The organism is Zunongwangia sp. SCSIO 43204, from assembly GCF_019904275.1.
GTDB classification, from domain to species: domain Bacteria; phylum Bacteroidota; class Bacteroidia; order Flavobacteriales; family Flavobacteriaceae; genus Zunongwangia; species Zunongwangia mangrovi.
The window spans coordinates 4,236,707-4,261,990 of sequence record NZ_CP063204.1 but is presented as its reverse complement, the minus strand read 5'-3'; the positions used below and the strand labels follow the sequence as shown (position 1 = coordinate 4,261,990).

22 protein-coding genes are annotated in these 25,284 nt (G+C 34.7%); 13 read left to right on the top strand and 9 right to left on the bottom strand.

The features are described from left to right. Positions 1-8: 8 nt before the first annotated feature. Both INR75_RS18785 and INR75_RS18780 read right to left on the bottom strand, forming a co-directional pair. A complete protein-coding gene (locus INR75_RS18785) occupies positions 9-2,408 on the bottom strand; it encodes a TraG family conjugative transposon ATPase (protein WP_223090030.1) in 2,400 nt (799 codons plus the stop codon). Between the two features lie 281 nt (positions 2,409-2,689). Further along, entirely contained in the window at positions 2,690-2,977 is a 288-nt protein-coding gene (locus INR75_RS18780; protein WP_084840822.1) for a hypothetical protein, read from the bottom strand. Positions 2,978-3,292: 315 nt separating this feature from the next. Between INR75_RS18780 and INR75_RS18775 the strand changes: the two genes are divergently transcribed. Then, positions 3,293-4,774: a von Willebrand factor type A domain-containing protein gene (locus INR75_RS18775; RefSeq protein ID WP_223090029.1), complete on the top strand. Its 1,482-nt coding sequence runs from the start codon at positions 3,293-3,295 to the stop codon at positions 4,772-4,774. A 65-nt stretch (positions 4,775-4,839) separates the two neighbouring features. On the opposite strand, the gene INR75_RS18770 is transcribed toward INR75_RS18775, so the two are convergent. The 5 genes from INR75_RS18770 to INR75_RS18750 all read right to left on the bottom strand — a co-directional run bounded on the left by INR75_RS18770 (position 4,840) and on the right by INR75_RS18750 (position 10,122). After that, positions 4,840-5,502, bottom strand: a complete 663-nt coding sequence (locus INR75_RS18770) for an ATPase (protein ID WP_223090028.1) — start codon at positions 5,500-5,502, stop codon at positions 4,840-4,842. Continuing rightward, the gene (locus INR75_RS18765; RefSeq protein WP_223090027.1) at positions 5,486-6,202 is read right to left on the bottom strand and encodes a hypothetical protein; all 717 of its coding nucleotides are present in this window, start codon (positions 6,200-6,202) and stop codon (positions 5,486-5,488) included. Before INR75_RS18765 ends, INR75_RS18770 begins: the two co-directional genes overlap by 17 nt. Continuing rightward, a complete protein-coding gene (locus INR75_RS18760) occupies positions 6,202-6,486 on the bottom strand; it encodes a helix-turn-helix domain-containing protein (protein WP_223090026.1) in 285 nt (94 codons plus the stop codon). The genes INR75_RS18765 and INR75_RS18760 overlap by 1 nt, the downstream gene beginning before the upstream one ends. 277 nt (positions 6,487-6,763) lie before the next feature. Beyond that, positions 6,764-7,648: an RteC domain-containing protein gene (locus INR75_RS18755; RefSeq protein WP_255584592.1), complete on the bottom strand. Its 885-nt coding sequence runs from the start codon at positions 7,646-7,648 to the stop codon at positions 6,764-6,766. Between the two features lie 62 nt (positions 7,649-7,710). Next, complete coding sequence (locus INR75_RS18750; RefSeq protein ID WP_223090025.1) at positions 7,711-10,122, bottom strand: GNAT family N-acetyltransferase; 2,412 nt, start codon at positions 10,120-10,122, stop codon at positions 7,711-7,713. A gap of 211 nt (positions 10,123-10,333) precedes the next feature. Here INR75_RS18750 and INR75_RS18745 point away from each other — a divergent pair, with 211 nt between their 5' ends. The 6 genes from INR75_RS18745 (at position 10,334) to INR75_RS18720 (ending at position 15,698) form a co-directional block, all read left to right on the top strand. After that, complete coding sequence (locus INR75_RS18745; protein ID WP_223090024.1) at positions 10,334-10,702, top strand: hypothetical protein; 369 nt, start codon at positions 10,334-10,336, stop codon at positions 10,700-10,702. A gap of 19 nt (positions 10,703-10,721) precedes the next feature. Next, positions 10,722-11,639 (top strand): AraC family transcriptional regulator, encoded by a 918-nt coding sequence (locus INR75_RS18740; RefSeq protein WP_223090023.1) that lies wholly within the window; start codon positions 10,722-10,724, stop codon positions 11,637-11,639. Between the two features lie 146 nt (positions 11,640-11,785). Beyond that, positions 11,786-12,199 (top strand): MauE/DoxX family redox-associated membrane protein, encoded by a 414-nt coding sequence (locus INR75_RS18735; protein ID WP_223090022.1) that lies wholly within the window; start codon positions 11,786-11,788, stop codon positions 12,197-12,199. Between the two features lie 84 nt (positions 12,200-12,283). Further along, positions 12,284-12,544, top strand: a complete 261-nt coding sequence (locus tag INR75_RS18730; RefSeq protein ID WP_255584591.1) for a DUF6520 family protein — start codon at positions 12,284-12,286, stop codon at positions 12,542-12,544. A 10-nt stretch (positions 12,545-12,554) separates the two neighbouring features. Beyond that, positions 12,555-13,759 (top strand): IS3 family transposase gene (locus tag INR75_RS18725; RefSeq protein WP_086026153.1). Its coding sequence is split into 2 segments (ribosomal slippage): positions 12,555-12,834 and positions 12,834-13,759, totalling 1,206 coding nucleotides; the frame shifts between segments, so codons are not numbered across the junction. A gap of 40 nt (positions 13,760-13,799) precedes the next feature. Continuing rightward, on the top strand, positions 13,800-15,698 hold the full coding sequence (locus tag INR75_RS18720; protein WP_223090020.1) for an AAA family ATPase: 1,899 nt from the start codon (positions 13,800-13,802) through the stop codon (positions 15,696-15,698). Positions 15,699-15,973: 275 nt separating this feature from the next. Here INR75_RS18720 and INR75_RS18715 read toward each other — a convergent pair. Continuing rightward, positions 15,974-17,178 (bottom strand): IS3 family transposase gene (locus tag INR75_RS18715; protein ID WP_086026153.1). Its coding sequence is split into 2 segments (ribosomal slippage): positions 15,974-16,899 and positions 16,899-17,178, totalling 1,206 coding nucleotides; the frame shifts between segments, so codons are not numbered across the junction. 414 nt (positions 17,179-17,592) lie between these two features. Here INR75_RS18715 and INR75_RS18710 point away from each other — a divergent pair. From INR75_RS18710 to INR75_RS18695, 4 genes are all read left to right on the top strand, one after another. Beyond that, a complete protein-coding gene (locus tag INR75_RS18710) occupies positions 17,593-18,132 on the top strand; it encodes a hypothetical protein (protein ID WP_223090019.1) in 540 nt (179 codons plus the stop codon). A gap of 395 nt (positions 18,133-18,527) precedes the next feature. Further along, positions 18,528-19,352 (top strand): abortive infection family protein, encoded by an 825-nt coding sequence (locus tag INR75_RS18705; protein ID WP_223090018.1) that lies wholly within the window; start codon positions 18,528-18,530, stop codon positions 19,350-19,352. 315 nt (positions 19,353-19,667) lie between these two features. Continuing rightward, on the top strand, positions 19,668-20,339 hold the full coding sequence (locus INR75_RS18700) for a hypothetical protein (protein ID WP_223090017.1): 672 nt from the start codon (positions 19,668-19,670) through the stop codon (positions 20,337-20,339). A gap of 440 nt (positions 20,340-20,779) precedes the next feature. After that, positions 20,780-21,064: a hypothetical protein gene (locus INR75_RS18695; RefSeq protein WP_223090016.1), complete on the top strand. Its 285-nt coding sequence runs from the start codon at positions 20,780-20,782 to the stop codon at positions 21,062-21,064. A 238-nt stretch (positions 21,065-21,302) separates the two neighbouring features. Here the strand turns inward: INR75_RS18695 and INR75_RS18690 are convergent, their stop codons facing one another. Further along, on the bottom strand, positions 21,303-22,904 hold the full coding sequence (locus tag INR75_RS18690) for a hypothetical protein (RefSeq protein ID WP_223090015.1): 1,602 nt from the start codon (positions 22,902-22,904) through the stop codon (positions 21,303-21,305). A gap of 134 nt (positions 22,905-23,038) precedes the next feature. Here INR75_RS18690 and INR75_RS18685 point away from each other — a divergent pair, with 134 nt between their 5' ends. Together INR75_RS18685 and INR75_RS18680 are read left to right on the top strand one after the other, a co-directional pair. Continuing rightward, positions 23,039-24,085 carry a serine hydrolase gene (locus tag INR75_RS18685; RefSeq protein ID WP_223090014.1) on the top strand — a complete coding sequence of 349 codons (1,047 nt, stop codon included), beginning with the start codon at positions 23,039-23,041 and terminating at the stop codon, positions 24,083-24,085. A 146-nt stretch (positions 24,086-24,231) separates the two neighbouring features. Next, a complete protein-coding gene (locus INR75_RS18680; protein WP_223090013.1) occupies positions 24,232-25,251 on the top strand; it encodes a hypothetical protein in 1,020 nt (339 codons plus the stop codon). Positions 25,252-25,284 lie beyond the last annotated feature (33 nt).

Genomic DNA, 25,284 nt, shown 5'->3' with positions numbered 1-25,284 from the left:
TGTAAGTTTTATGGATTTAAAAATTCTTTTATAGCCGCTTCCATATCATTGGTTTTATTGTAATTGGCCATTATCGCTTCGTTTTCGGCACCATCGGTGAGGTAAGCGGCATAAACTTCGGGAGGTACTTCCAAACGAAAGATGTTACTTTCTTTTCCAATCTTAATGAAGATCTCGGTATACTTTCGCGTCCCCGAGAAATTGTTACGGATGGATCGCAATTGCGTTAGATCATGATCGGATAACTTCAATCTCGAGGCGAGCTCATCGTATCCTTTCTCATTGTTGAGACTATAAATGACCTGCGTATTTTCAAGAATACTGGCAGCCGTTGTATTTCCGGGGAGTTGATTGATCGATTGAAGGATAATACCGATGGCACCGTTTTGTTTGCGAATGGCCTGATAATAGAATTCAACGCTTTCGAGTACATTATCAAATTTGAGTTGCTTAGCGAATTCATCAAACAAAATAATTCCACGTTCGGATCGGTTTCTCCAAATCGTTCGCTGTACCGCTGTTTTGATAAGCTTTAGCATTACCGAAAGAATTTCTTTGTTATCACGAACTTCATCAAGTTCAAAAATTATTAAGCGTTTATCTTCCAGTTTATAGGTTTGATCTTCCTGATCTTCAAATAGGAAACTATAGATCCCGTTCTCCACATACTCAGACATAACATGAAGAAAATCAGATCGGTTAAAGTATTCCATTTTGATTCCCAGTGCTGCAGGTAGTGATTCACCGGAGTCATCAATGAAATGATAGAAACCGGCTAAAGAAGGAATCCCGGATTCTTGTTGGTAATAGGCTTTTAAGATCTTTTTGAGTGCTACAGATTGCGCTTTTTCAATCCTGGTGCCGGGAGCGAGGAGCTCAAATATAAATATTGCCAGATCTTCAAGCCGTTCGGTAGTGAGATCTTTAGCTGTAGGGATATAGAAAGGATTGATCCCAAGACTTTCTCCCTCATGATATCGCATCACGGTATATTGCCCGGGATAGAGCTTGGCAAGCTTTGTATAGGAACCTCCAAGATCGATAATTACCAGACGAATTCCCTGTTCAAAATACTGACGAAGTATATTATTGGCTAAAAAAGATTTCCCTTCCCCGGTCGGGGCAAAAATGGCAAAATTACGAGCTTTTATCCTTTTCTTTCGTTCATCCCAAACATCCTTAAATACGGGTATATTATAAGCCCTGTCATTAAAAATTATGCCTTGTGGATCAGATCGGTAAGAGGTGTTATTGATTAAAAGACATAAAGCATGTTTAAGTTCACTTACATAAAGATCGTGATCTTTGAAATTAGTAGCATGAGCCCAGTAGCTGTTAAGGAGATAATGCTTTAAAGCTTCCCCTTTCGGAGCATAGGGTATAATATCCAACTCCTTAAATTCCGAATTGATTTTTGAGGCAATGTTCGTAAGCCGGTATGGCTTTTTTGTCCAGTATATAATATTCAAATGCCCTCTTATAATTCGGGACTGCTCATCATCGTTAATACGGTCTAGGATTTCCTGTATTTTACCTAAAATGATTTTGTTTTGGGAACCAAAATTGACACTTTTTTTTAATGCCTCAATTTTTTGTTCCAGTATCCGGCGCCATTTGTATTTATCATCAAGGATCATAATCTGATTAATCATATGATTTTCGTGAAGAGCGAGACCAAGACCATCAATAAATCCCATTTGAAAGCTAAAGGTGTCGGAAGTAAAAGCTTCATTAATTTTACTGGTATGCAGTTGATCGCCAAAACACAATTCATTATTGATAGCCATTGCACCATAATGATGTTCTCCAATACTTACGCCATCGCGATGCAATAACATATCTGTTTTATGATCTTCGTGATATCCATTAAAATAATCTTCTGTAAGTTGGAGCGCTTGCTCAGGAGACAATGGACTTAAGCTAATTTTTCGACTATTGTTTAAGAAGGAAACCGCATCTGATACACTGCTTACAAATTGATCTACACGCGCGGATATGCGTTTGGGAATTTTGGTATCCAGCTTTTTGAACGGATTGACAAACCGGTTACTTTGTATGGATTTACCGGCTGGAAGGACAAAAAATAAATGACACTCATGATAGAGATATTCCCTTCCCTTAAAATAGGTATAAGTTGCTTTTTCTAAAAAGCGCTGTTTTGGAAGGGCCGAAGCGGAATATTCCTTTTTGTGATAGGTGTCTTGCTTATGAACAAGGCATCCGGAAGGCAATGATTTTAGGGATTGAAACCAACTCGAATGTAGCTTTTCAAAATCTTTTTCAGAAAGAGAATAGATCTCTGGTAGGTGTACACTGTAGCCTAAAATCACGTTACCGTTATTGGCATAAGCTAAATTACCATCCATATGGATTAGCGGATGATATTTTGAAAATTCAAGTCTTTTCATAAGTTATTCCTGAATAAAATTTATTGGTGATATGCTTTGGAAATCGTCCCTTTGGTGTGAATGAAAGAGGACGGTTGCTCATTCGCAGTAAAAGGATATATAATCCAAGGTTCCATAGTAATGCGCTAGCAATAATTGTCATGCTAAAAGCAAAAATGATGATCAAAAGGGAGCCGATTACCGATACCATACATAGAGCGAATAGGGGTATCGGTAATCCAAAAATAACGGCACCCTTACGGATATTGCGGTAGGTGTCAAAAGAAGTCATATTCTTTTCTTTAAACCACAATACCAAGGATATAGGAGAAGATTCCTACCACGGCTCCGGCAATAAGTACAAATACCAATACCCGGGTAATCCCTTTTTTAATATCCGAGTTCTCTCCAAAGAAATGACCGGCATTGAAAAGAAAGCCTACTAAAAAGATCACTGCCAAAATAATAGGAAATACACTTCGGATCGTACTGGCGATATCATTTACGGAATCTTCAATACCCCCAATCTGAGCAAAAAGTGGCGTCGCAAAAACGCTTAACATTAAAGTAAGTACAATTGATTTTCTCATAACATAATGATTTAGAATTTGTTATGATAAAGTTATAGTTTTAAGGTTGTAAAATACTGTAAATCAATAATTTGTAAATAAAATAAAGTTTAGTGTGAGATGATAGATTTTAGTGCTAATTGTCAATAAATATTATGATCAGAACCAATGATCTGTTGATAACTTATTAAATGGCATATATCGGAGGTCTCAAAAACGTCAATGTATTGTTCATTTACCTAAAGTTTATTTTTAAAATCCCCGAAAATATACTTCAAAAACATACGCAACTTTTTCATTATCAGTGTATCTATATAGAAACCAATACTAGTCATTATGAAAAAAGTTTACGAATTAATTTTGTTGCTATTCATTGTTGCTTCCTGCAGTACGAATCCTGAAAATGACAATAGTTTTTCCTTTTCTAATGGGAATACCGCGGAATACGACGAAATGGGAGAGTTTCAAACTGGAGATCAATATGAAGAATATGTAGAGAATCCATTTGTATATACGTCAGAAGCTCCAATTTCCACATTCTCCATTGATGCCGATGGTGCTTCCTATGGGAATATGAGAAGATTTATAATGCAGGAAAATATGTTACCTCCAAGAGGAGACATTCGTACAGAGGAGCTTATTAATTATTTTAACCTGGATTACGAGTTTAATGGAGGCGAACATCCCATTAGTTTAAATGGGGAGCTTAGTGGAAATCCATGGAATAGTGAAAACAAATTGATTAGGATTGGAATAAAAGGTAAAACAATACCTGAAAGTGAAGACGTACCATCAAACTTTGTCTTTCTTATTGATGTCTCAGGATCGATGGCCAGTGAAGATAAGCTGGAACTTTTAAAGAATGGTTTTAAATATTTTGTTGATGGATTAGGGGCAGAGGATCGTATAGCAATAGTGACTTATGCCGGTAGTGCCGGAGTCTTATTAGCATCAACTTCCGGGACAGAAAAAAATACTATCAAAAATGCAATCGATCAATTAGGTGCGGGAGGAAGTACAGCCGGAGCAGCAGGAATTTCTACTGCATACGAGATCGCACAGGAAAATTTTATTGAAAATGGCAATAACCGAATTATTCTGGGAACTGATGGCGACTTTAATGTGGGAATAAGTAACCGAGAGGAACTCATAGCGCTTATAGAAGAGAAAAGAGCTTCCAAAATATTTCTAACGGTCTTGGGAGTAGGTCGAGGGAATTTAAACGATGCTGCCCTGGAGCAGATTGCCAACTACGGAAATGGAAATTATGAATATATCGATAATCCGGAGCAATTACGGAAAGTCTTTATTTACGATTATAGTAAATTTTATACCATAGCCAAAGATGTTAAAGTTCAGGTAGCTTTTAATCCTGAAGTAGTGGAAGCTTATCGCTTAATTGGATATGAAAACAGAATTTTAGATACAGAAGATTTTGAAGATGATACGGAAGATGCCGGGGAGATCGGTGCAGGGCAAAATATCACTGCACTCTATGAAATTGTTCCTGTTGGTACTATTTCTGAAAACCTTCCGGCTTTTACAGTAGATTTTCGATATAAGTTACCGGATAGCGATGTTAGCATTCCTATTCAGTTGGAAATTTTTGATGAAGCAAAAACTTTTTCTGAGTCATCTGATTTCATGAAGTTTACCGCTGGTATTTCGGCATTTTCGATGCTTCTTTCTGATTCCGAATATAAAGGGACAAGTAGTTATGATCAGGTATTGGAATGGATCAACAGTACCAATCTACGAGATGAACATGGCTTTAAGGCGGAGTTTAAAGATATAGTCACAAAGGCCAAAGATTTGTGATTATTTAATAGCAATTATAGTTATATACCGGATAATAAAAGGAATGTGCCGAAAGCATATTCCTTTTATTTTCTTTTGTCTCCGGTGTGTTTCTGAAAGGCGATGAGATTAAACATTTCTTTCATTCGACTTCGTACTCGTATACCATAACGGGATTCTAATTCTTCAGCGTTGAGGTTAGTGGTAGCATGTGTTTTAAAGGATCCTTTACTTAGGTTATGACGTTCATATCGTGAGAGTAAAACTTCGCCCATGACATTACAATCTTTTCCGTAAAATCTTCCGGGAAGTTCCACTCCAAGATCATCAAAACAATAGTAGCCTGAATTCCCATAATCTTCAATAGTTTTATAACCGATATGGTTGAATCCGAAGCTTACATTACGGCATGGAATCATTTCATAAAAACGCCGCTGTGGATCCAGGTGTCGTAATAATTTCATGAGACTGGTTTTACCACAGCCTACCGGTCCGGAAAGTAATATTCCTTTATTGATATCGATATCATATTTCGCACATGTGGTTGCATCCCTAATCATGTAGGAGCATAATTGTAATAGTATTTTTCGATCTTTCTTGAAGAGCTCAAAATGTGATCCAAACAGTAATTTTCCTTTGGCTTCCAGGTAAACCAGAATCTTAGAAAAATCATAGTGTACACAGCAGCCATCAAATCTTCCGAGGGAATAGGTGACGCCACCTTCAACAATTTTAGAGGGGTTGTCCATAATCTTTATCGTTAGTTGTTTTTAAGAAGTCTATATCCTTTTCAGATTTGGGATGCCTGATCTTGTTTTTCTTTTCAAAAGCATGTTGTGTATCGATCCATTTTTTCGCGAGTGATTTCCAGTTCTTAATGGCTAGACCATCACCGGTAACCCAATTTTGTCCATGATAGTGGTCAAAAAAATGATTGGCACTTGATTTTTTTGATTTTAAATTTTTAAAAAATAAAATAACCTCCTGTCGGTTTGGTGTTTTAATGTTTATAGGTTTATTATGTTTTATATTAGATACGCATGCTTGTTCGCTCACGGGATACTTCCGATCGTCGAGCTGTTCAGTGCTGGGATGGTAGCGTTCGGCAAGCTGTTCTAATTTGGGATCGTAACCGGATGCTAATTCCTGCTCGGTATTGTCAAGAAGTTGCATCCGAATTCTACTGCCTTTAAACGGATTGAAAGAAGGGTAATAAATTAGATATCCCCAGTCGTGTAGTTGTACAATACAACGATGATATGTTGAAGTAGAACCGATCTTGGAAATTTTCATAAGCAAATGTCTATCAGCATAAAATTCTATGGCAAAACGACTGATATTCCATTCCTGAAAAAGAGCCATGTACAAACTAACATGGGACGGACTTAGCCGGCTATCTTTGTAAAATTGCTCATAGGCCGCGGTCAGTAGTTTGATATAATTGCGCATTAAAGTTTCATTTTATGGTGAATACTGTTTTGATCTAAAACTTTTTGAATCTGCCGGGTATCGTAATAAATAATGCCTCCCATTTTAGTATAGGGCAGGGTACCGTTAATTCTTAAGTTTTGAAGTGTTCCGGGACTGATTTGAAGCATATCCATAACTTCTGCAGATTTTAAATAGCGTTTTACTTTATTCTTAGATTGTGAGGTGAGCAGTTTTTTAATGTCTTCGAGTAGCTCTACTTTAAATTCTCTTAAATCGTCGGTTGTAATAATTGAATTTGGCATAATAAATTGGTTTTAAAAGAATGGGCTATCAAGGTTAATTGTTTTTAAATGATAGCCCTTTCCATGATTTGACTTTCGTTCTGTAAAATTGGTGGACTTTGATGGTCTTTTTTCGGTAGGAGCTTCGTAGTACGAAAAACTTTAACTTTTGATAGGATTTAGCTTGTTATGACCTGATTTAAATAGGTGAAGGAGGAATAAGAGGTAGGTAAGGCGTGAAATAGGAAAGAATTTTACGAGAAATGAACTTTTCGTAGTACGATTTGACTACGAAAATCTATTTTTTATCGTCTTCTCGCATTTTAGCGTCCATGATTGTGGCAAGCGAATGAAGATATTTGGTACGAGGATCTTTACGGGATTTTATTTCGCCGTATGTTTTGTAGAAATTATCGATCTTGATATTAAAGAAATCTTCAAAAGCTGCAAAAAGAGTTTTTAGATCTACGGTTCCATGATTGATGTCTCCATTGAAATAAAAAGAATAGATCATTTCGACTAAATTTGTTTTGGTACCAGACCAAATTAAAAGGTTAGGTTTTCGTTCCCTGAAATTACTGCTGCTTCCCGGTTCTATTCTTTCCAGTTTTTCCCGAATATAATGAATGTAACGGTACAGCGCCTGTACCTGAGACCAAAGCAAATCATGAGAGGTGGAGAATTCCGGGTATTGGTAGTAGAAAATATTGGGGTTAAACGAAAAATCTCTTTTCCCGTGACGACTAAAGAACATATGATCAAGATACGTATGTCCCTGTTCCATATAACTTACAAAACTGTTATTCTCCGAAAAGAATTGATTGATCTTTTTCATCTCTTTCTCGAGAAATCGCACCTTATTAGAATTACCGATTTTTGGTAGTTTAATCTCACAATGACGTACCTGAGAGAAGTAGATATGGTAACTCATTGGAAGGGGTTTGATATTCCTGAAGAAGTCTATTTCTGACTGGGGATCTTCAAAATCCTCCTTATCTACATGTTTTTGAAGTTTGGTAAGGGTTTTTACCGAGAGCTGAATTCCGGATTCAGCTTTTTTAAGATCGGAATCACCGGAATGAATCAGGCTATCGATGTTTTCGCTAAAAGTGGACATAATGTTCTCGATCATGGGGTGCGTATTTAAGGATAACAAATAGTGACGTTGTTGTGCTAGTTTCAAATTTGAATCGTATAAGTAATCTGGATCAAAGAAAATTTAATGCGTCTGGGAAATATAGACTTCTAATCTGTTCTTAACCATTCCAAGGACTCCATGGCAAAATTGTCCTTTGCTTGTAGGTATGCACATTTCTCAATGATCTTTGCGCCAAGCTTCCGTTTCTCAAAGCCCGCCGTAAGTCCGAAATCGACCCGTTTATAATCTAGAGCTTTCGATCTTTTAATAGTATGATAGAGTAAGTGTCTATAGATGTTGTATCGATATGCGAATGTGTAATCCATACCAATAATTGCAGGCGTGTAAATCCCACTTTTGTTTTTATAACAAAACATTACTCCTACTAAATTTTGATCGGGTTCTTTTAAAGAAATCAATATAAATTCCCATTGAGGAGCGTCCTTCATATGGGTAAATAAACTAAAGGGATAACTAAAAGTATTTAAACCCAAATTTTGATTCTTTACCGACTGGTATAACCTGTAGCATTGTAGCAGTTCTATATTACTGAGAGATTGCCTGTAAACTATTTTTAAATCATTTTCAAATGCAAGAATTTCTTTTCTAAAATGCTTACGTGATCGTTTACTTAAACTTTGAATATATTCCTTTTGATCTTTCCATTCGAACGTATCGAAAACCGCAGATTCTGGCATGGCAACCTGAATAAAACCTTTTTTATGTAGGTATAGTTTGATTCCGGTATCCTTTTGATCAAAATCGCGTAAAATGACATAATCCGGATTCAATTTTTTGTCAAGAATTTCTATTTGTTCCAGTAGAAGATCAAAAGCCTGTTTCCAGAGCTTGTTATCCCTATCGAGAAATAGATGATTACCTTCGGTGACCATGGATCCCATACAAAGGCAATAACTTGTGTGATAGTAAGGATTTGACTCTCTTTCCTTTTCTATTCTTACGGAAACAGAGCTTGGAGCCAGCATATCTTCTTTCCACAACCCGTAAGTAAAAAAAGTAGAGAGGATACATTTTTCATTTTGGTCCAAGATATTGAAATAAAAAAATTGAAGTTGATGTTCAGGTGTTTTTTCATGCTTAAAGATTTTTTCTAAAGTCACCAGACCATCCCAGTCATAAAAGCTATTATTTCCAACTCGCTCATTCCAAAAGCTTGGAGATATTTCTTTAATAGAATTATATTTTTTAAGACTTAATTTTTCATCTAGCTGTTTAGATTTTTCAGAGCCTTTGATCGTCCGACCAAATGCTGCAGATACCCGGTTTATATTAGTCCCCGTATCATATAAAGCTTTAGGATATTCTTTTTGTAATGTGTTTACGAAATCCTCGATATCCTTTTGTTGATTATGTCTCGATATACTAATGCGTAATCCGGTATTTTTGATTGGAACAGCAGGAAAAATTCCAAGATTAGTATAAAAGCCTTTGGCTATTAATCGTTTAATAAGATTAAAACCAGTCTCTGGCATACCTGTTCCTATATAGAATATTGGTGAATCGTTATGCGTTATTAATGGAAGCCTAGTGTTTTTTAGGCATTGATCCATACATGAAATTCGATCATAAAGTTCCTTTTGTAATTGATAGATTTCGGGAGATAAATGAATTTTCGCAGAAGCTATTGCAGCACCAACGGCGGCTGGATCCAGTTGAATAGAAAACGTAAGTGGTCCTCCAAAATTTTTAATTCTTTCCTGAATCTTTTGATCTTTACAAACCATAACTGCACCACTAGCTCCAAAAGTTTTGCTTAGTGTGGAAATGAGAATTACTTTTTCTGGTAATTCTTTGAGAATACTCATCACATATCCACTACCGTTAGTACCTTTCCAACTCATTCCATGGACATCATCAAAGTATAAATAAAGTTGACTATATCGTTTGGCTAGTCCTATTAAATCTTCGATAGGTGCATAATCTCCGTACATCGAATACATCCCATCAGCCATAAACCAAATTTTGTTGCATTTCGATTGTAATTTTTTCAATTTTTCTTCCAGCATGTCAAGGTTATTATGGCGAATCATTTCGACTGGAACTGAACGTAGTTTTAGCGGCTGTACGGCACTTTGAACACTCCAGTGTACCTGATGGTCTAATATAATTCCATCGCCATCATTCACAACAGAGGGAATAACACCTAAATGTCCTAGAGTACTGTTCTTGGTCACCACAACGAAATGATCATTATATATTTTGGACAGTAAGGTCTCTAGTTCGCGGTATAAAGGATGAGAAACATAAGATTTAGACATTGGGAATTCTGTTCCGTAGGCTTGTATGGCTTGAATAGCGCCTTGTTTTAAACGCTCATCCTGTTCTAACCCTAGATAACCTGTAGTTCCAAAATTGAACAATTCCTTTCCATCAATTTGAAGTTTTCTTCCATTGATAGCATTTCCATCAGCATACAGATGAAGAGCGCCGGATTCTTTGGCACTTGTCATCACCGAGATTACGGTGTTTAGGATATTATTGTACTTAATTTTCGCCATTTGTTATCATTTAAACTCCTATCAAGCTAAAAAAACAACCGCTTTGTTTTAAGAAGAAACATTAAAATGGTCTACGAGTCAAATCATGAAATTTAAAGTCAAATAGGCGTATTTACTGGTATTTTCTATGAATTATTGTAATCTATTGATTGTAATGTTAAATTAAGGTTATGAAAATTTTCCTATTTTTAGAATAGAAATAGGGATACAAATGTTTAAAGGAGAAGATTATGCACACTTCTGGGTCGAGGAGGGTATTCTTAATTTTATATATAAACCCAATATAATTCTCGATATCAATGAAGCTCGGGCTGTGGTAAAAGCCAGATTACGACTTCAGCAAGGAAAAGTATACCCCATTTTATGCGACATAAGACAGCTTAAAACTTCTAGTAAGGCAGCAAGGGAATATCTCGCTGTTGATGGATGCCTGAATGCATTAGCGGTTGCCTTTGTTATAGAAGAAAGCTATTTTGGAACCATGATGTCGGCATTTAGGGAGATTAGTAAGCCTAATGTCCCCATTGAGACTTTTACAACCACTTCAGAAGCCTTAAACTTTTTGAAGCAATTTGAATAACCTTATAACCCACCAAGTTATGAATACCCCAACTTTCAAAGCCAGGGTACAGGAGATTCTGAATTTTATTACAGAAATCACTCTTGGTACCTATACTTACACCTTGCCACTTAGAAATCAAAAGGATGAGCTCGAACAGATTGCGATTTCTCTCAATATTATGGTTGAAGAAATTAATACAGTAGTTCACCAAATCAATTTTGAAAAGAGTAAAGAAGCGATTGAAAATGTCATCATTAATCTGGATGAGAATTTACAGATCACATCATTCTCTGAAAATATTCGTAAAATCCTAATGTATAAAGAGGAACATCTTTTAGGAAAACCTTTGAAATTGATCCTAGGTGATCGGATTGGCCTAAATGAACAGATTGAGAAATTTATGACTGATGTAGGTCAATATCGCTTACCAATTAGCATTGAGCTAAAACATCATTGTGGATATTCATGGTCGGGATATGGCTATCTTCATCCTTTAATTTCAGGAGAACAAACAGGCTATTGTCTTTCCGTTTTTAAAGCAGTTTATTGTAATGAACGTTTAAAAAATGAGCTTAAAGACCGTAAGGAAGGACAAATAAGATATCCAAGTGAATATCGAAGTCTCCTTTTGAAAGATCAACGGGACTTAGTAAGAACATTACATGCCTATATTATTAAAAGATTGGATCGTCCACTTCCGAAACTGTCTGTGATAGCCAGAGAAGTAGGCGCTAGTGTGAGTAAAATGACCGTGATATTTAAGCGTACTTATGAAGAATCCATTAATGAATACCATCTAAGGAAACGACTGGAAAAGGCCTATGCTCTTATCCGAGATACTTCAATGTCCATTAGTGAAATCTCAGAAGAATGTGGCTTTGTGAGTTTAGCACATTTCTCAAGATCTTTCAAAAAACATTATAGTGTGGCACCAAGTAAAATAAGAGAATTATAAATATTTAGCCTTAAGTTCAAATTGAAAATCGTTTCAGGCAAAAGCTTTTGGATCAATATGGTGAACTTTAAACCATAACTCCAAAAAATGCGAATGGGATGAATCAAATGAAATGTAGATATCAAGGAAAGTTGAATGGGGCTACAATGAACATTTTTAAGCTTGGAATTGCCCTATACTTAATTCTACTATTCGCCTATACCGGTTTTTCAAAACTTATAGATACTAATGCACTTTTTACGACCTTAAGAAATGCACCGCTATTTTTTACAGAACATACCGCTGATATACTTTCCTGGTTAATTCCTTTAGGGGAAATTGGTATAGCTGGAGGAATCATATTTGAAGATTTTAGAAAAATCAGTCTTTTAAGTAGTGTAATACTCTTAAGCCTGTTCACTGCTTATACACTATGGATTGTTTTTATAAGCCCTTATGAACCCTGTACATGTGGAGGCATCCTAAGCCTTCTCAGCTGGAAGCAACACTTGCTGCTGAATACTATAAGTCTTGTATTAGCCACTACCGGTTTTTATTTCGAAAAGAATAAGAAGCTATAAAGAATTTATCGCGATGAAGACAGGAACGGAGGCCGAACACCTGTAAAGAAAGTAGGCATTTTAATGAATTTAAATACTTAAATTATGAAAAGAAGTAAGTTAATATTACCGTTAATGGCGTTTATCTGTGCCATAGGGATGTCCTTTGCCACTTCAGAAATTTCTGATCCGGATTATGATTATATAGATCTGGGAACTACAACTCTGATGATTGATGAGGTAGACTGTGGTACAGGTGATGAAAACTGTACCGTACAGCGAGAAGAGGAGGGGCCTGTTTATCAAGTTTTTGATGATGAAAATCTTTCAGTTGGAATTACTACATTAGACCGGACACTAAGTTGAGAGAATATTTTTGCTAGTTATTACCTTAGCAATTATGAGAAGAAAATCTAAACATTACACCTTAGAATTTAAACAAAAAGCAGTCGAGTTAAGTTATGCTAAAGGCAATGTAAAACAAGTATGTGAAGACTTGGATATATTTCCATCTGTACTTTACCGTTGGCGTAGAGAGTTAAAAGATTACGGTAACAACAGTTTCCCTGGCCGTGGTAATCCTAAAATGACCGATGAAGAAAAAGAGATAGCCCGATTAAAAAAGGCATTAAAAGAAGCCGAGTTAGAACGAGACATCTTAAAAAAGGCCATCAGCATCTTCTCCGCGAGCGACAAGAAAAATACAGGTTTATAAAACAACACCTTATGAGATTTCCTGTCGAGACGATGTGTAAAATATTGAAAGTAAGCAAAAGTGGCTATTACCATTGGTTACAATCGGGACCAAGTAAATTATGGTTAGAAAATCAAAAGGTAACTGGGCTTATTAAATCTATATTTAAAGATAGCTTTCAAAGCTATGGTTCACCTAGAATAAAAACAGAACTAGAGACATTAGGCTATAAAATATCAAAGCCTAGAGTTGCACGTATTATGAGTGCTAATTATTTGTTTGCAAAACGAAAACGTAAGTTTAAAGCAACCACATATAGTCAACATAATTACCCCATAGCTCCTAATTTATTAAACCAAAACTTTGAAGTAAGCCGACAGGATCAAGTTTGGGTAAGCGATATAACCTATATCAAAACCAAACAGGGCTGGTTATACCTTACTGTCATTATTGATTTGTTTAACCGCAAAGTTGTTGGATGGGCTCTAAGCGATAATCTAAGTACAGAAGACACTATTATTAAGGCTTGGCATATGGCTATAAAGAAAACTACTTTAACCCAGTCTTTAATTTTTCATTCCGACCGAGGTATACAATATGCCAGCCATAAGTTTACCTCATTAATTAAAAGTTACAATGGCTTAGTAAACCAATCTATGAGCAGAAAAGGTAATTGCTGGGATAATGCCATTGCTGAATCGTTCTTTAAATCATTAAAGGTAGAATGGGTTTATAGGCACAATTATAAGTTGAGATCTGAAGCGGAGTTATCCATCTTTGGATGGATAGAAACTTGGTATAATAATAGAAGAAGACATTCCTTTTTAGGAAATAGAACTATAAGAGAATTTGAATTAGACATGTATAACCTTAAACTAGCAGCGTAGTCATTCAACTATTTGTCCAGTTTTTTGTTGCAAGTCCATATTGCTTTCTAAACTTCTGGAAGATCAAAATAAAAAGAAAATTGAACTTTTAAATTACTGTTGGTCGAAAAGAAATAGTTTTCTATCCTTTTCAAAATTATCTTTAGCTCATAAAAAGAGTAAACCAAATCATCTAGATAAGTTAAGAGAGATCTTAAAAAATCCAACAAAACAGCTAACAATCCAAAATTTAACTGATAGATATAATTCTCTTTACGAAAATGAAATTTCTGAAATTTCCTCAACTATAGATCCCAAGATTTACGGGAATTTAAGAAGGATTGAAAATCAACTTGAACCTCTTTTAAAAGAAATCATCGTAGGAAATGAGGATGTTAATATCGCTCCATTAATTGAAATGCTCAATAACAGAAATTGGGTTGAAAAAGGTGTCGAATACCTTGAAAAAACAGATACAGTTTGTCCATTTTGTCAAGAAGAAACCATTGACAATGAGTTAAGAAATCAATTTAATGAATATTTTGATAGAACATATAAAGAAAAAATTAGTCTAATTGAGGATATTCTAAATCGATATAATGAAACTTCATACTCTTTATTACAAAATATTTTAAAAATTCAAAATTCATTCAATCCAGATAATAAAGTTTCAAGCCTCTATATAAAAATTCGAGACTTTTTAGCAGAAAATAAAGGTGTAATAGAGAACAAAATTGATAACTCAAATGAGAAAAAGAATATTTCTTCAATAAAATCTTTCAAAACGGAATTATCTAATATTATCAAACTCATTGAAGAAAACAATAAAAACTTCTCTGAACTGGATCAAAATAAAAAAGGTCTAATATCTGATATATGGGTTTTTATGGCTAATAAGAGTAAAGCGAGAATTCAAGCTTTTGATAATCGAAAACTCAAATACTCAAGATTAAAAAGTCTAGCTAATGATCTTAAAGATAAATATGATGAAGAGATTTCAAATTTAAAACTATCTGTAGAGAGTTTAAGAGGTCAAACAGTTAATACTGCTGATGCAGTAAATAATATAAATATAATTCTTAGAAACGCCGGATTTACAAGTTTTGAAATTGCTGAAAAAGATAAAATAAATAATATTTCTCACTATTACCTGAAAAGACCTGGAAGCAATAATACTGATGGGATTTTCAAAAGCTTAAGTGAAGGAGAAAAAAGTTTTATCTCATTCCTTTATTTTTATCAACTATGCATTGGAACTGATGATATAGAAAATAATAGTTCCAAAAAGAAAATAATAGTCATCGATGATCCAGTTTCTAGTTTAGACAGTCAAGCTTTATTTGTAATTTCAACATTGATCCATCAACTAATTCTGCAAAAAGGGAACGACAATAAACCTAACCGTAAAGCATTAAAAAATGAAAATATAAATCAGGTTTTCATTTTAACTCATAATATATACTTTTATAAAGAAGTCTCGTTTAACAAAAGACCAATATGCACAGATTTTTGGCATTATCAAGTGTCTAAAGTAAACAACAAAACGGAAATTACTGGACAGTATAATAAAGCTGTTTTAGATGACTACTCTTTACTATGGAAGAATATCAAGGATTTAAAAGGTAATTTACCCACAGATTCATCTTTTAATATATCAATTGCAAATACAATGCGAAGGATTATAGAAAGCTATACCAATTTCCTAGGTTTAGGCAATGATTCTTGGAGTGCTATATTAAGTGAGGATCAAAATAGCCCTGAATATTATATTAAATACGCTTTTATATCCTCAATCAATGACGAGAGCCATAAAGTTTCTACATTGGATGGTGTTTATTATCAAAAAATAAGTAGAGTACAACCCCAATTACTTTTCGATATTTTTAAAGATATTTTTGAATCGATAGGGAAAGAGCATTATCAAATGATGATGGAGGAGGAAATTCTGGTAACCAGTTAGACAAGTAAAAGCCATCAGCTAACAAAGATTCATCGCAAATAGCGGTTTTAATTAAAAAAGTGTAATTTTAGAAACCAAGCAAGAAAAGGTTAAGCCGACAAATCCGAGTCACTTACTCCGCCAAATATCTATAAACGATATAGTTATGCGCAACTCACTATAAAAATTGATAAATAATGATTTTGTACAAATATTATCCTCCGACTACTAATTCATTCAAAAGTATTATTAATGCAGTGGACTTGCAACAAAAAACTGGACAAATAGTTGAATGACTACGCTGCTAGTTTAAGGTTATACATGTCTAATTCAAATTCTCTTATAGTTCTATTTCCTAAAAAGGAATGTCTTCTTCTATTATTATACCAAGTTTCTATCCATCCAAAGATGGATAACTCCGCTTCAGATCTCAACTTATAATTGTGCCTATAAACCCATTCTACCTTTAATGATTTAAAGAACGATTCAGCAATGGCATTATCCCAGCAATTACCTTTTCTGCTCATAGATTGGTTTACTAAGCCATTGTAACTTTTAATTAATGAGGTAAACTTATGGCTGGCATATTGTATACCTCGGTCGGAATGAAAAATTAAAGACTGGGTTAAAGTAGTTTTCTTTATAGCCATATGCCAAGCCTTAATAATAGTGTCTTCTGTACTTAGATTATCGCTTAGAGCCCATCCAACAACTTTGCGGTTAAACAAATCAATAATGACAGTAAGGTATAACCAGCCCTGTTTGGTTTTGATATAGGTTATATCGCTTACCCAAACTTGATCCTGTCGGCTTACTTCAAAGTTTTGGTTTAATAAATTAGGAGCTATGGGGTAATTATGTTGACTATATGTGGTTGCTTTAAACTTACGTTTTCGTTTTGCAAACAAATAATTAGCACTCATAATACGTGCAACTCTAGGCTTTGATATTTTATAGCCTAATGTCTCTAGTTCTGTTTTTATTCTAGGTGAACCATAGCTTTGAAAGCTATCTTTAAATATAGATTTAATAAGCCCAGTTACCTTTTGATTTTCTAACCATAATTTACTTGGTCCCGATTGTAACCAATGGTAATAGCCACTTTTGCTTACTTTCAATATTTTACACATCGTCTCGACAGGAAATCTCATAAGGTGTTGTTTTATAAACCTGTATTTTTCTTGTCGCTCGCGGAGAAGATGCTGATGGCCTTTTTTAAGATGTCTCGTTCTAACTCGGCTTCTTTTAATGCCTTTTTTAATCGGGCTATCTCTTTTTCTTCATCGGTCATTTTAGGATTACCACGGCCAGGGAAACTGTTGTTACCGTAATCTTTTAACTCTCTACGCCAACGGTAAAGTACAGATGGAAATATATCCAAGTCTTCACATACTTGTTTTACATTGCCTTTAGCATAACTTAACTCGACTGCTTTTTGTTTAAATTCTAAGGTGTAATGTTTAGATTTTCTTCTCATAATTGCTAAGGTAATAACTAGCAAAAATATTCTCTCAACTTAGTGTCCGGTCTAATGTAGTAATTCCAGAAAGATTTTTTATCCCATTACGGACTGTATAAAGAGTTTATAGTCCACGAAAATTTTAAAAAGTCAAATAAGAAATATACACTCCCTCACGATTTTGTTGGAGAAACCTTTGATTATAGGTGTGAAATTGAAGATGAAATTAAAACCTTTGAGTTAGAACTTGATAAAGCAACTGATGCTTATTATAGTTCGTTTATAAAATTAGAGGAGGAACTGTTTATTGACAAAAAACTCAATTATACTTTTAAGGTTAAAGGAAGATGTAGATCGTGCAAAGAATATCATATAGATTTCATGTTACACGTTTATTCGGATAATGAAGTTTCAAGAAGATTGTTAGCCAGCCCATCTATGATTAAATCTCCAGGAATGGTAAAACCAAAGGAATATCCAGAGGCAAAAGTCTTTCTGAAAAAGGTTGGGTCAAATCCACCTCTTAAAGTTCAACCAAATAAAATAGTCACTAAATATTTTGACAGAGAAACAAATAGATGGTATTTCAAAGGCTTAAACTGTATAAATGAAAATTACGGGATTGGAGCCTATGCCTATTTTAGAAGAATCATTGAAAAAGAAATTATCAAAATAATCGAGGAAATTAAAGAATTACCATCCTCACACAAATCCGAAATAGAAAAATTACTAGATGCTCATAAACAAAAACCTACTATTACAACCATTTACGAAAACATTTTTGAACATTTACCGCACTCTCTAAAGGTTTTAGGTAATAATCCAATCAAGCTTTTATATAAAGAAACGTCGGACGGATTACATGCTCTTGAAGAGGATGAGTGTTTAAAGAAATCAGTGGCTGTTCAAAAAATTTTAGAGTTTACTATTCAAAAGATTAATGAAGAAAAATCAAACATTAAGGCATTGCGCGACTTAATAAAGTCCATAGAATAAATGTTTTAGAATATTATACAAAACAATGCTCAGACTTGTTTCGAATTGAAAGTCCGTTCTCACTTGCTTAGCGGATTGTCTTGGGGGCAATCATGTTCGCCAGCTCGCACAGTTTTTTACGAGGTGTTGTGCAAAATCCCTCTTTTAGAACCTACTGAAAAGCCAAGTTAGCTAACGAAAAACCCTAGTCGAATCAAAGATCATTTTTTAAATTGGCGAACAGGTTGAAAATCAAATCGATCAGAATCCTGGTGCTGGGTACATATTGGAAGACAGAATGGTGGATTAGGCTACCCCGAATACAATATTTTCTAAAAGTAATGTAAATGTCCCTGATTCGACTTTTTTATTAAATTGCGAAGGAACAACTTCGACATTATATACAATTTAAATAAATGGCAGAATTAAAATTTCGGGAAAGAAAATATATTGAAAAACTATTTGAAATGAGTGGCGGATATGTTCTGGATTTCTCAAATCGCTCTTTTCGAGAATTTGTTTTAGACTCAATTAAAATTGACATTGATGAAGAAAAATATTATGAAAATGGAGCTTCCAAAGCTAATAGGTTAAGAACTTTTTTTAAAATAGAAACGGGTTATAATGCAGGAACATTGATAGAAAGTTTGTCAGATTATTGGTTGTCTCAAGTTCAAATGGGAGAAAGAAATTATGACCAAAATGATGAAAATTTGTACAAAGAATGCTTAAAATTAGCTGAACGTTTAAAATCAAATGGAATTGTAGATAATCTTGATGCTCTTGAGCCAAATTCGGACGACAAAGATTTTGCTAAATTATCTGAGGCAATCAAAGAATGTATAGAAAATAACAAACCAGAAACTGGACTCGACCGACTTCATACATTTGTTACTAAATATATTCGTGAGTTATGCAAGATGCACGGAATTAGAACTAAAAAAGACATTCCATTGCATAGTCTTTTTGGAATGTATATTAAATCCATTTTGAGTAATGGACTAATAGAATCAGAAATGTCGATAAGAATACTTAAATCATCAATATCAGTAATGGAGTCTTTTAATACTGTTCGAAACGAAAAAAGTTTTGCTCACGATAATCCAATTCTCAATTATTCAGAGAGTGTATTGATTTTCAATGCCGTTTCAAATACAATTAAATTTATAGAAACTGTTGAGCATAAAGCTCAAGAAAATCAAGAACCTGACTTAATTGATTGGGAGAATTGGGCTATGTAAAATGAAATATAACCAATAGCTAAATCTTTGTGTGGTCCCTATGACCTGACGAAGATCTTATTGACCAGTAGTTATTAGGTAGTTTATTTTTGCTGAGCATTTTAATAGGAGTTGTTAGGCTAGGGGAGAGGCGAGAGCATTACAGGATGACTTTTTAGGGGCAAACTAATCCTTAAAAACTGGTAGAATTTATACTAGTGTTGCTATAAATGCTTTTAAAGCAATTAAAAATCCTTTAGATTGGTCATGGCTAAAAAAAATAAACGTACCGTTACATTTATACATGAGTTGCCAGTAATTTAAGAAAACCCAAAAGTGAAAGACAAAATAATTAACAAAATTGACTATTTATTAGATTTAGCCGACCGATTTAAAGCGTCTGCCACACCATCCACAATAGATATGGGGCTTGGACCAATGGCAACTACGAAATATGATGTGGAATTATATGCCGAGTTAAAAAATTCAACTAAATCGCTTGTTCTTAAATTATATGGAAATGAACATCCATTTTATGTTGACTTAAATAAAAGTCTGACAAATTTTGGAGGAGCGGATAATGCAAAAGGAATTTTAAACGCAATTAAACTTGAAATCAAAGATGGATTTATTCTTTCAATTCGCGATTTAGTTTCAGGAGAAGTATTTTCGGATTTTATCGAAATGGCGGAATATTTCCTGAAAGAAAAGTATAAAGACCCAGCTGCTGTTATTATTGGAAGTGTCCTTGAAAACAGGTTAAGGTCTTTAATGACTGCAAATAATATAGACACTTTAGACCAGAATGGAAAACCTAAAAAGGCAAGTTCGCTAAATGATGAATTATATAAAGTAGATATTTATGGGAAATTAGACCAAAAAAGTATTGTTGCGTGGCTGGATTTGAGAAATCAGGCGGCTCACGGGCACTATATTGAATATAACCAAAAACAGGTTGAAATGATGCTGAATTATGTTCGAGATTTTATTAACCGAATTAAATTGTGAATAAAAACTACTGGCAACAACTAAGTCTTCTTGTGGTCAGTACGACCTAACATGAAGATTCTTTTTACTGCCATGTATGTGGTTTTTAATTTTTTGTGAAGCATTTTAATAGTAGCCGTTAGGCTAGGGTAGGTTATAGTGAAAATAGAGAATAAATAATCCAATTACGATGGATAAAAAAGAATACAAGGTTATGAAACTATTAGCTATATACCCAAAAAGAAGTAAGCCAAGAACTCAAAAAAAAAGGTTATTCTGCCACATCTTTAAGTACCATCGAAAAACTACTAGCTAAATTACGGAAGCAATATAAAGTAAAAACTACTATTCAATTGTTTGTATTTTTGGTTAAGAAAGAGATGCTATGAATCGTAAAGCCTTGCATATAATATTCCTTTTTTTAACTATGACTGCAAAGGTTAAATTTTAATAGAATTAATATGGAACAAGATGAAAAAACGGTTGCAGAATTGACTATTTATTACAAAAAGCAGCGTTTGACCAGCCTGATTTTTGATACTGAGCAAACTGCAGACAAATGCTGTGAAACTTTAAATATGCTATTTAATAAAAAAGGAGAAAAGGAATTTTCGTTTAGTGGAGAAATCAAGACAGTATATTCGGGTAGTAGTGTTGTTAAGGAAATCAAAGATTGGGAGGATGGGAAAATTGAGCCTAAAGGAACCCTTTTAGAAATGATAAAAATTCTGGATCGTTTAAATTAATCTTAAAATATAGTGGAGTTTATTTTCATTAATTCATTTATTCTTAGAAGATTTTTAATTCAAAATAGCTCAGATAATTAAGTGTAAATTTTCCTTTTCATCTAAGGCTCAAACAGCTATCTTAGTTAGAGTATTCTTGACGCTTTTGCTTTGAGTCCGGTGTAAGGTTTTTATTGGATTAGCGAACTGATGCTATATACTTCGGAATTATATAAGTCTTACCAATATTTAGTTTAAATTATTTGGTGTTGAAAGAATGACTATTTTGCTTCTTGTCAGTATTATAAATTACGACCTTATACATTCCTCGTGGTAAATTAACCGTAAGTCTATCAGAAGTCGAGTAGATATTGAGAATGGGAACAGCATTTTCTTTGTAGATAGAATACTCCTCCTGATTATAGAATTTCACTAATGCAGGATTGGATTTTGGAGTGGTTGTGGCTGTTATTTGAAAATCTTTTTCCGGGTACACTTTTTCCAAAGAAGGCTTTATTTGATTTATAAGGTAATAGTCATTTATTTTTTTGGTTTGACCTTTAATAAGTTCGAATGGGATAAGGCTTAATTCGTGGGAGGAACCACCCACAAATTCTACCTGGTTAATACTAAGCGGATCAATAGCCGACATTTCTTTAAAATGCGTAGCCATGCGTTTCCCGTTTTCGGTAGGGGATTCGAGAATATGATCAATACCGGCATGTACCAATACTTTTGCTTTCGGATCCTTAAGAATTTCCATAAGCTGCTGAGCTTGTCCTAATTCCCTATTGATTTTCGGATCTTGATTTTCATAAGACACCAGCTTAAAACCCAATGCTGCAGCTTTTCGAACAAGATGTGCAAAATAGGCTTCCTGAATATAATAGCCCGAGTTGAGGGTAGGGTATGGACGCTTTTCATTGATTTTAGAAGCCTGTAAAGGATTGGTCAGTGCTTCTAATGCTAAATGAGTGTAGCCTATTTCCTTTAAACCTTTTAATAGAGAAGTGGTGAATATTCGATGTTTCGGATACCAGTGATTTTCGTTCACCATGACCACCCGGGTGTGCTTTGCCTCACTTAAAATCTTATCAATGACTGCATCTCCGTAAAATACTTTGGTAGTATCCAGCTTTGAAAGCATTTCAGATTGTTTATCTATCCTTTTACGCTCGTATTGCTGTATCAGGCTGTCCTGAGTTGGATTGTTCTGCATAAAAGAATTAATGGTAGCCAGATATTGAAATTGCATCCATTGTTGTTGTAGGCTATCTGCAACCGGAGCATCGATAAGTGTTTTAGTAGCGCTTATATAATTGATATCCTTGCGTACCTGATTGAATACATCAGCATAGGAGAGGGCATTAGTAGAATCAATACGAAAGCTAACCGAATTCATGATATCTGCACCATCCTTAAGCATGCTTTTTAGTCCCTTGTTGTCGTTCATCGCTCGCATAAGCATGAAAAGCGATTGATTATCCTTTTGTAATTTATAGATTAGGCTTAATCGTGTCGAATCTACAGATAGCAGCCTTAGCGAATCATTGCCTTCTTTTTGATTGGATAAAAACAAAAAGGTTTCATATTCAGGATTGACATTGGTTTTGGCATAGGCCAGCAGGTTTTTTAGCTCGAGTTGATTGTACGGACGTAATATAGTTTTAATATAATTTTTATCGACCTTTTCTAAATCTTGAAATTTGGTATCACCAAAGTATTTAATAGTTAGAGGAATTTCGGGGTTTATTAATTGTGAACCGTTGGTATAATTATATTTCAAAAGAGGATGGTAGGAAGTACAACTTGTTATGGCCAGGTATAATAGAATTATTATAGATTTTGATGAATTGCTCATATCAGAAATTTGTTCAAATATATAAAACTAAATAATTAGTTGAAAGAGTGGAGCAAATTTTTCAGATTTTTATAGAGAGTGTAACAGTTGCGGAAGTAAGCTGTCTTTAGAACAAAGAGCTATGAAAAAGAGCCATGAAAAAATTTTATTTCCTGTTATTACTATCATCACTAAGTTATGGCCAGCATTCCGGGTTTGAAGAAATCCTCTCTCGGGAATTCGAAGCGGGACATTTTAATGGAAGTGTTTTATTGGCTGAGAATGACCGAATCGTCGCAGAAAAATATTTAGGAAAAGCTGAGTTTAGGTTTGGAGCACCTATTACTTCCCATACTAAAATTCCAATAGCTTCGGTGACCAAACTTTTAACGACCTGTGTTGTTTTGAAATTACAGGAAGCGGGACTTATAAATTTGACTGATACGCTGGATCGATATCTTTCAGGTCTGCCTTTAGGAGTCGGTAAAATTTTGATAAGTGATTTGTTGCTACATACCTCCGGATTACAAAATGAACCTATCGAGGCCTACTTATCTTCCTATAGCATTGACCAATATATATCCAGGTTTGTCACCTTAGATGAAAAATCGCTGGCATCATTTAATTATAATAATGTTGATTATATTATCCTTTCAAAAGTTATTGAAGTAGCAACTCAGATGAACTTTCAGGATGCGGTAAAGCAGGTTTTATTAGATTCTTTAAAGCTGAAACAAACCGGTTTTGTAGATGAACAAGTAATTATTCCAAATCTAGCCTACGGATACCATAATTATAGTTTTGGAACCGGGAAGGTTGATGATCCTCTATATCCGGATGAGCGATATATTTCAAACTATTATGGTGCCGGTCAAATGTATTCCAGTGTTAGGGATCTTTATAAACTATTCAGTGCTATTCGGGAAAACCGAATATTTTCAGAAAAGACAAAGGAGGGAATGCTTATTCGCGCTCAGGATAGTACGGAAATAGACTGGCTTAAAGGAAAGCCTACCTATGGCTTTTACCTGGACGAAGCTCGCTTTGCCCAACCAGTTTTACGTAGCTCAGGAAGTATAGATGGTTATAATGCCAGTATTATTGCGACTACGGATTTTAATCGCATCCTAATCATACTTTGCAATACGGATACAGCCGATCTTGATAGCCTTGCCGAAGAAATCTATAAAGAAGAGTTTTAAAATTGAGTGGAAAGCTTAGATCGAGACCTCAGAATTCACTGATGTGATACTCAGGGAGTGATATCAAGTTGCTTAAAGATTGTAGTTAGAAATGATTACATGAAAGTTTTTATCTTGCGATACAAGTCTTAGACTAAACCTTTACCATGAAAGTATTAAGCTTATTCATCATTCTCTTTTCCGTATCCACTTTTGGACAAAACTCCCAGATAAATTTAAAAGATCCTTATATTCAAAACCTGCATAGGGAAGTGGTGCCTATGGAGGATACCATTAATCTATATGTAAACGACGGAAAGTCGAAGGAATTATTCTATTATGCGCTGAGGCCAAAAGAGAGTATTAAAGCTATAGTTGTGTTGCTGCCGGCTACCGGAGAGCAAACGGAAAATGCACTGAATAATAACATAAAATTATCGAAACTGGCCTTCGAAAATAATCTGTTACTTGTTGTACCGTCGATAAATTACAATCTGTATTTAGATGAATTTAGTCTACATTTTTTAAATAATGTATTTAGGCATGTTCGGAATACTTTTGAGGTTGCCGATCTCAATGATTCTCCTAGAGAAGGGATGGATATCATTCTTGGAGGATTTTCTCTGGGAGGTATGAATGCTATTCGGTATACTGAACTTGCTGAGGAGCATCCGGAGCAGACTTTTGTTCATCCGACAGCTGTTTTCGGAGTTGATCCACCATTAGATTTGATACGATTATATCATTCTTTTTCACAAACGATAGCTCTTGATTATTCGGAAGCAGCTGTTGGGGAAGCACGGTATTATATTGAGAGGTTAAAAGCAGAGTTCGGAGGAACCCCAAAGGAGGTGCCTGAAGTTTATAGGAAGCATTCTATGTATTCCCGACATGCTCCAGAAGGCGGAAACGCTAAATATCTAGCCGGGGTTCCGGTGCGACTTTATGCGGATGTAGACATTGAATGGCACTTGAAGGAGCGGCAGAATGATTTGTATGATCTGAACGCTATAGATCAAACGGCGATGATCAGGCAATTGAAGCTTTTAGGAAATAAAAATGCCATGTTTATCAATGCACTGGGCAGAGGCTATCGTTTGAACGGAAATCGCCACCCACATTCCTGGTCGATTGCAGCGCCGGAAGCTTTAATGGATTGGATCTTGCAACAGATTAACGAGAACTAATCATTCTTTCGAACTTATTTTTGTTGTTATAAA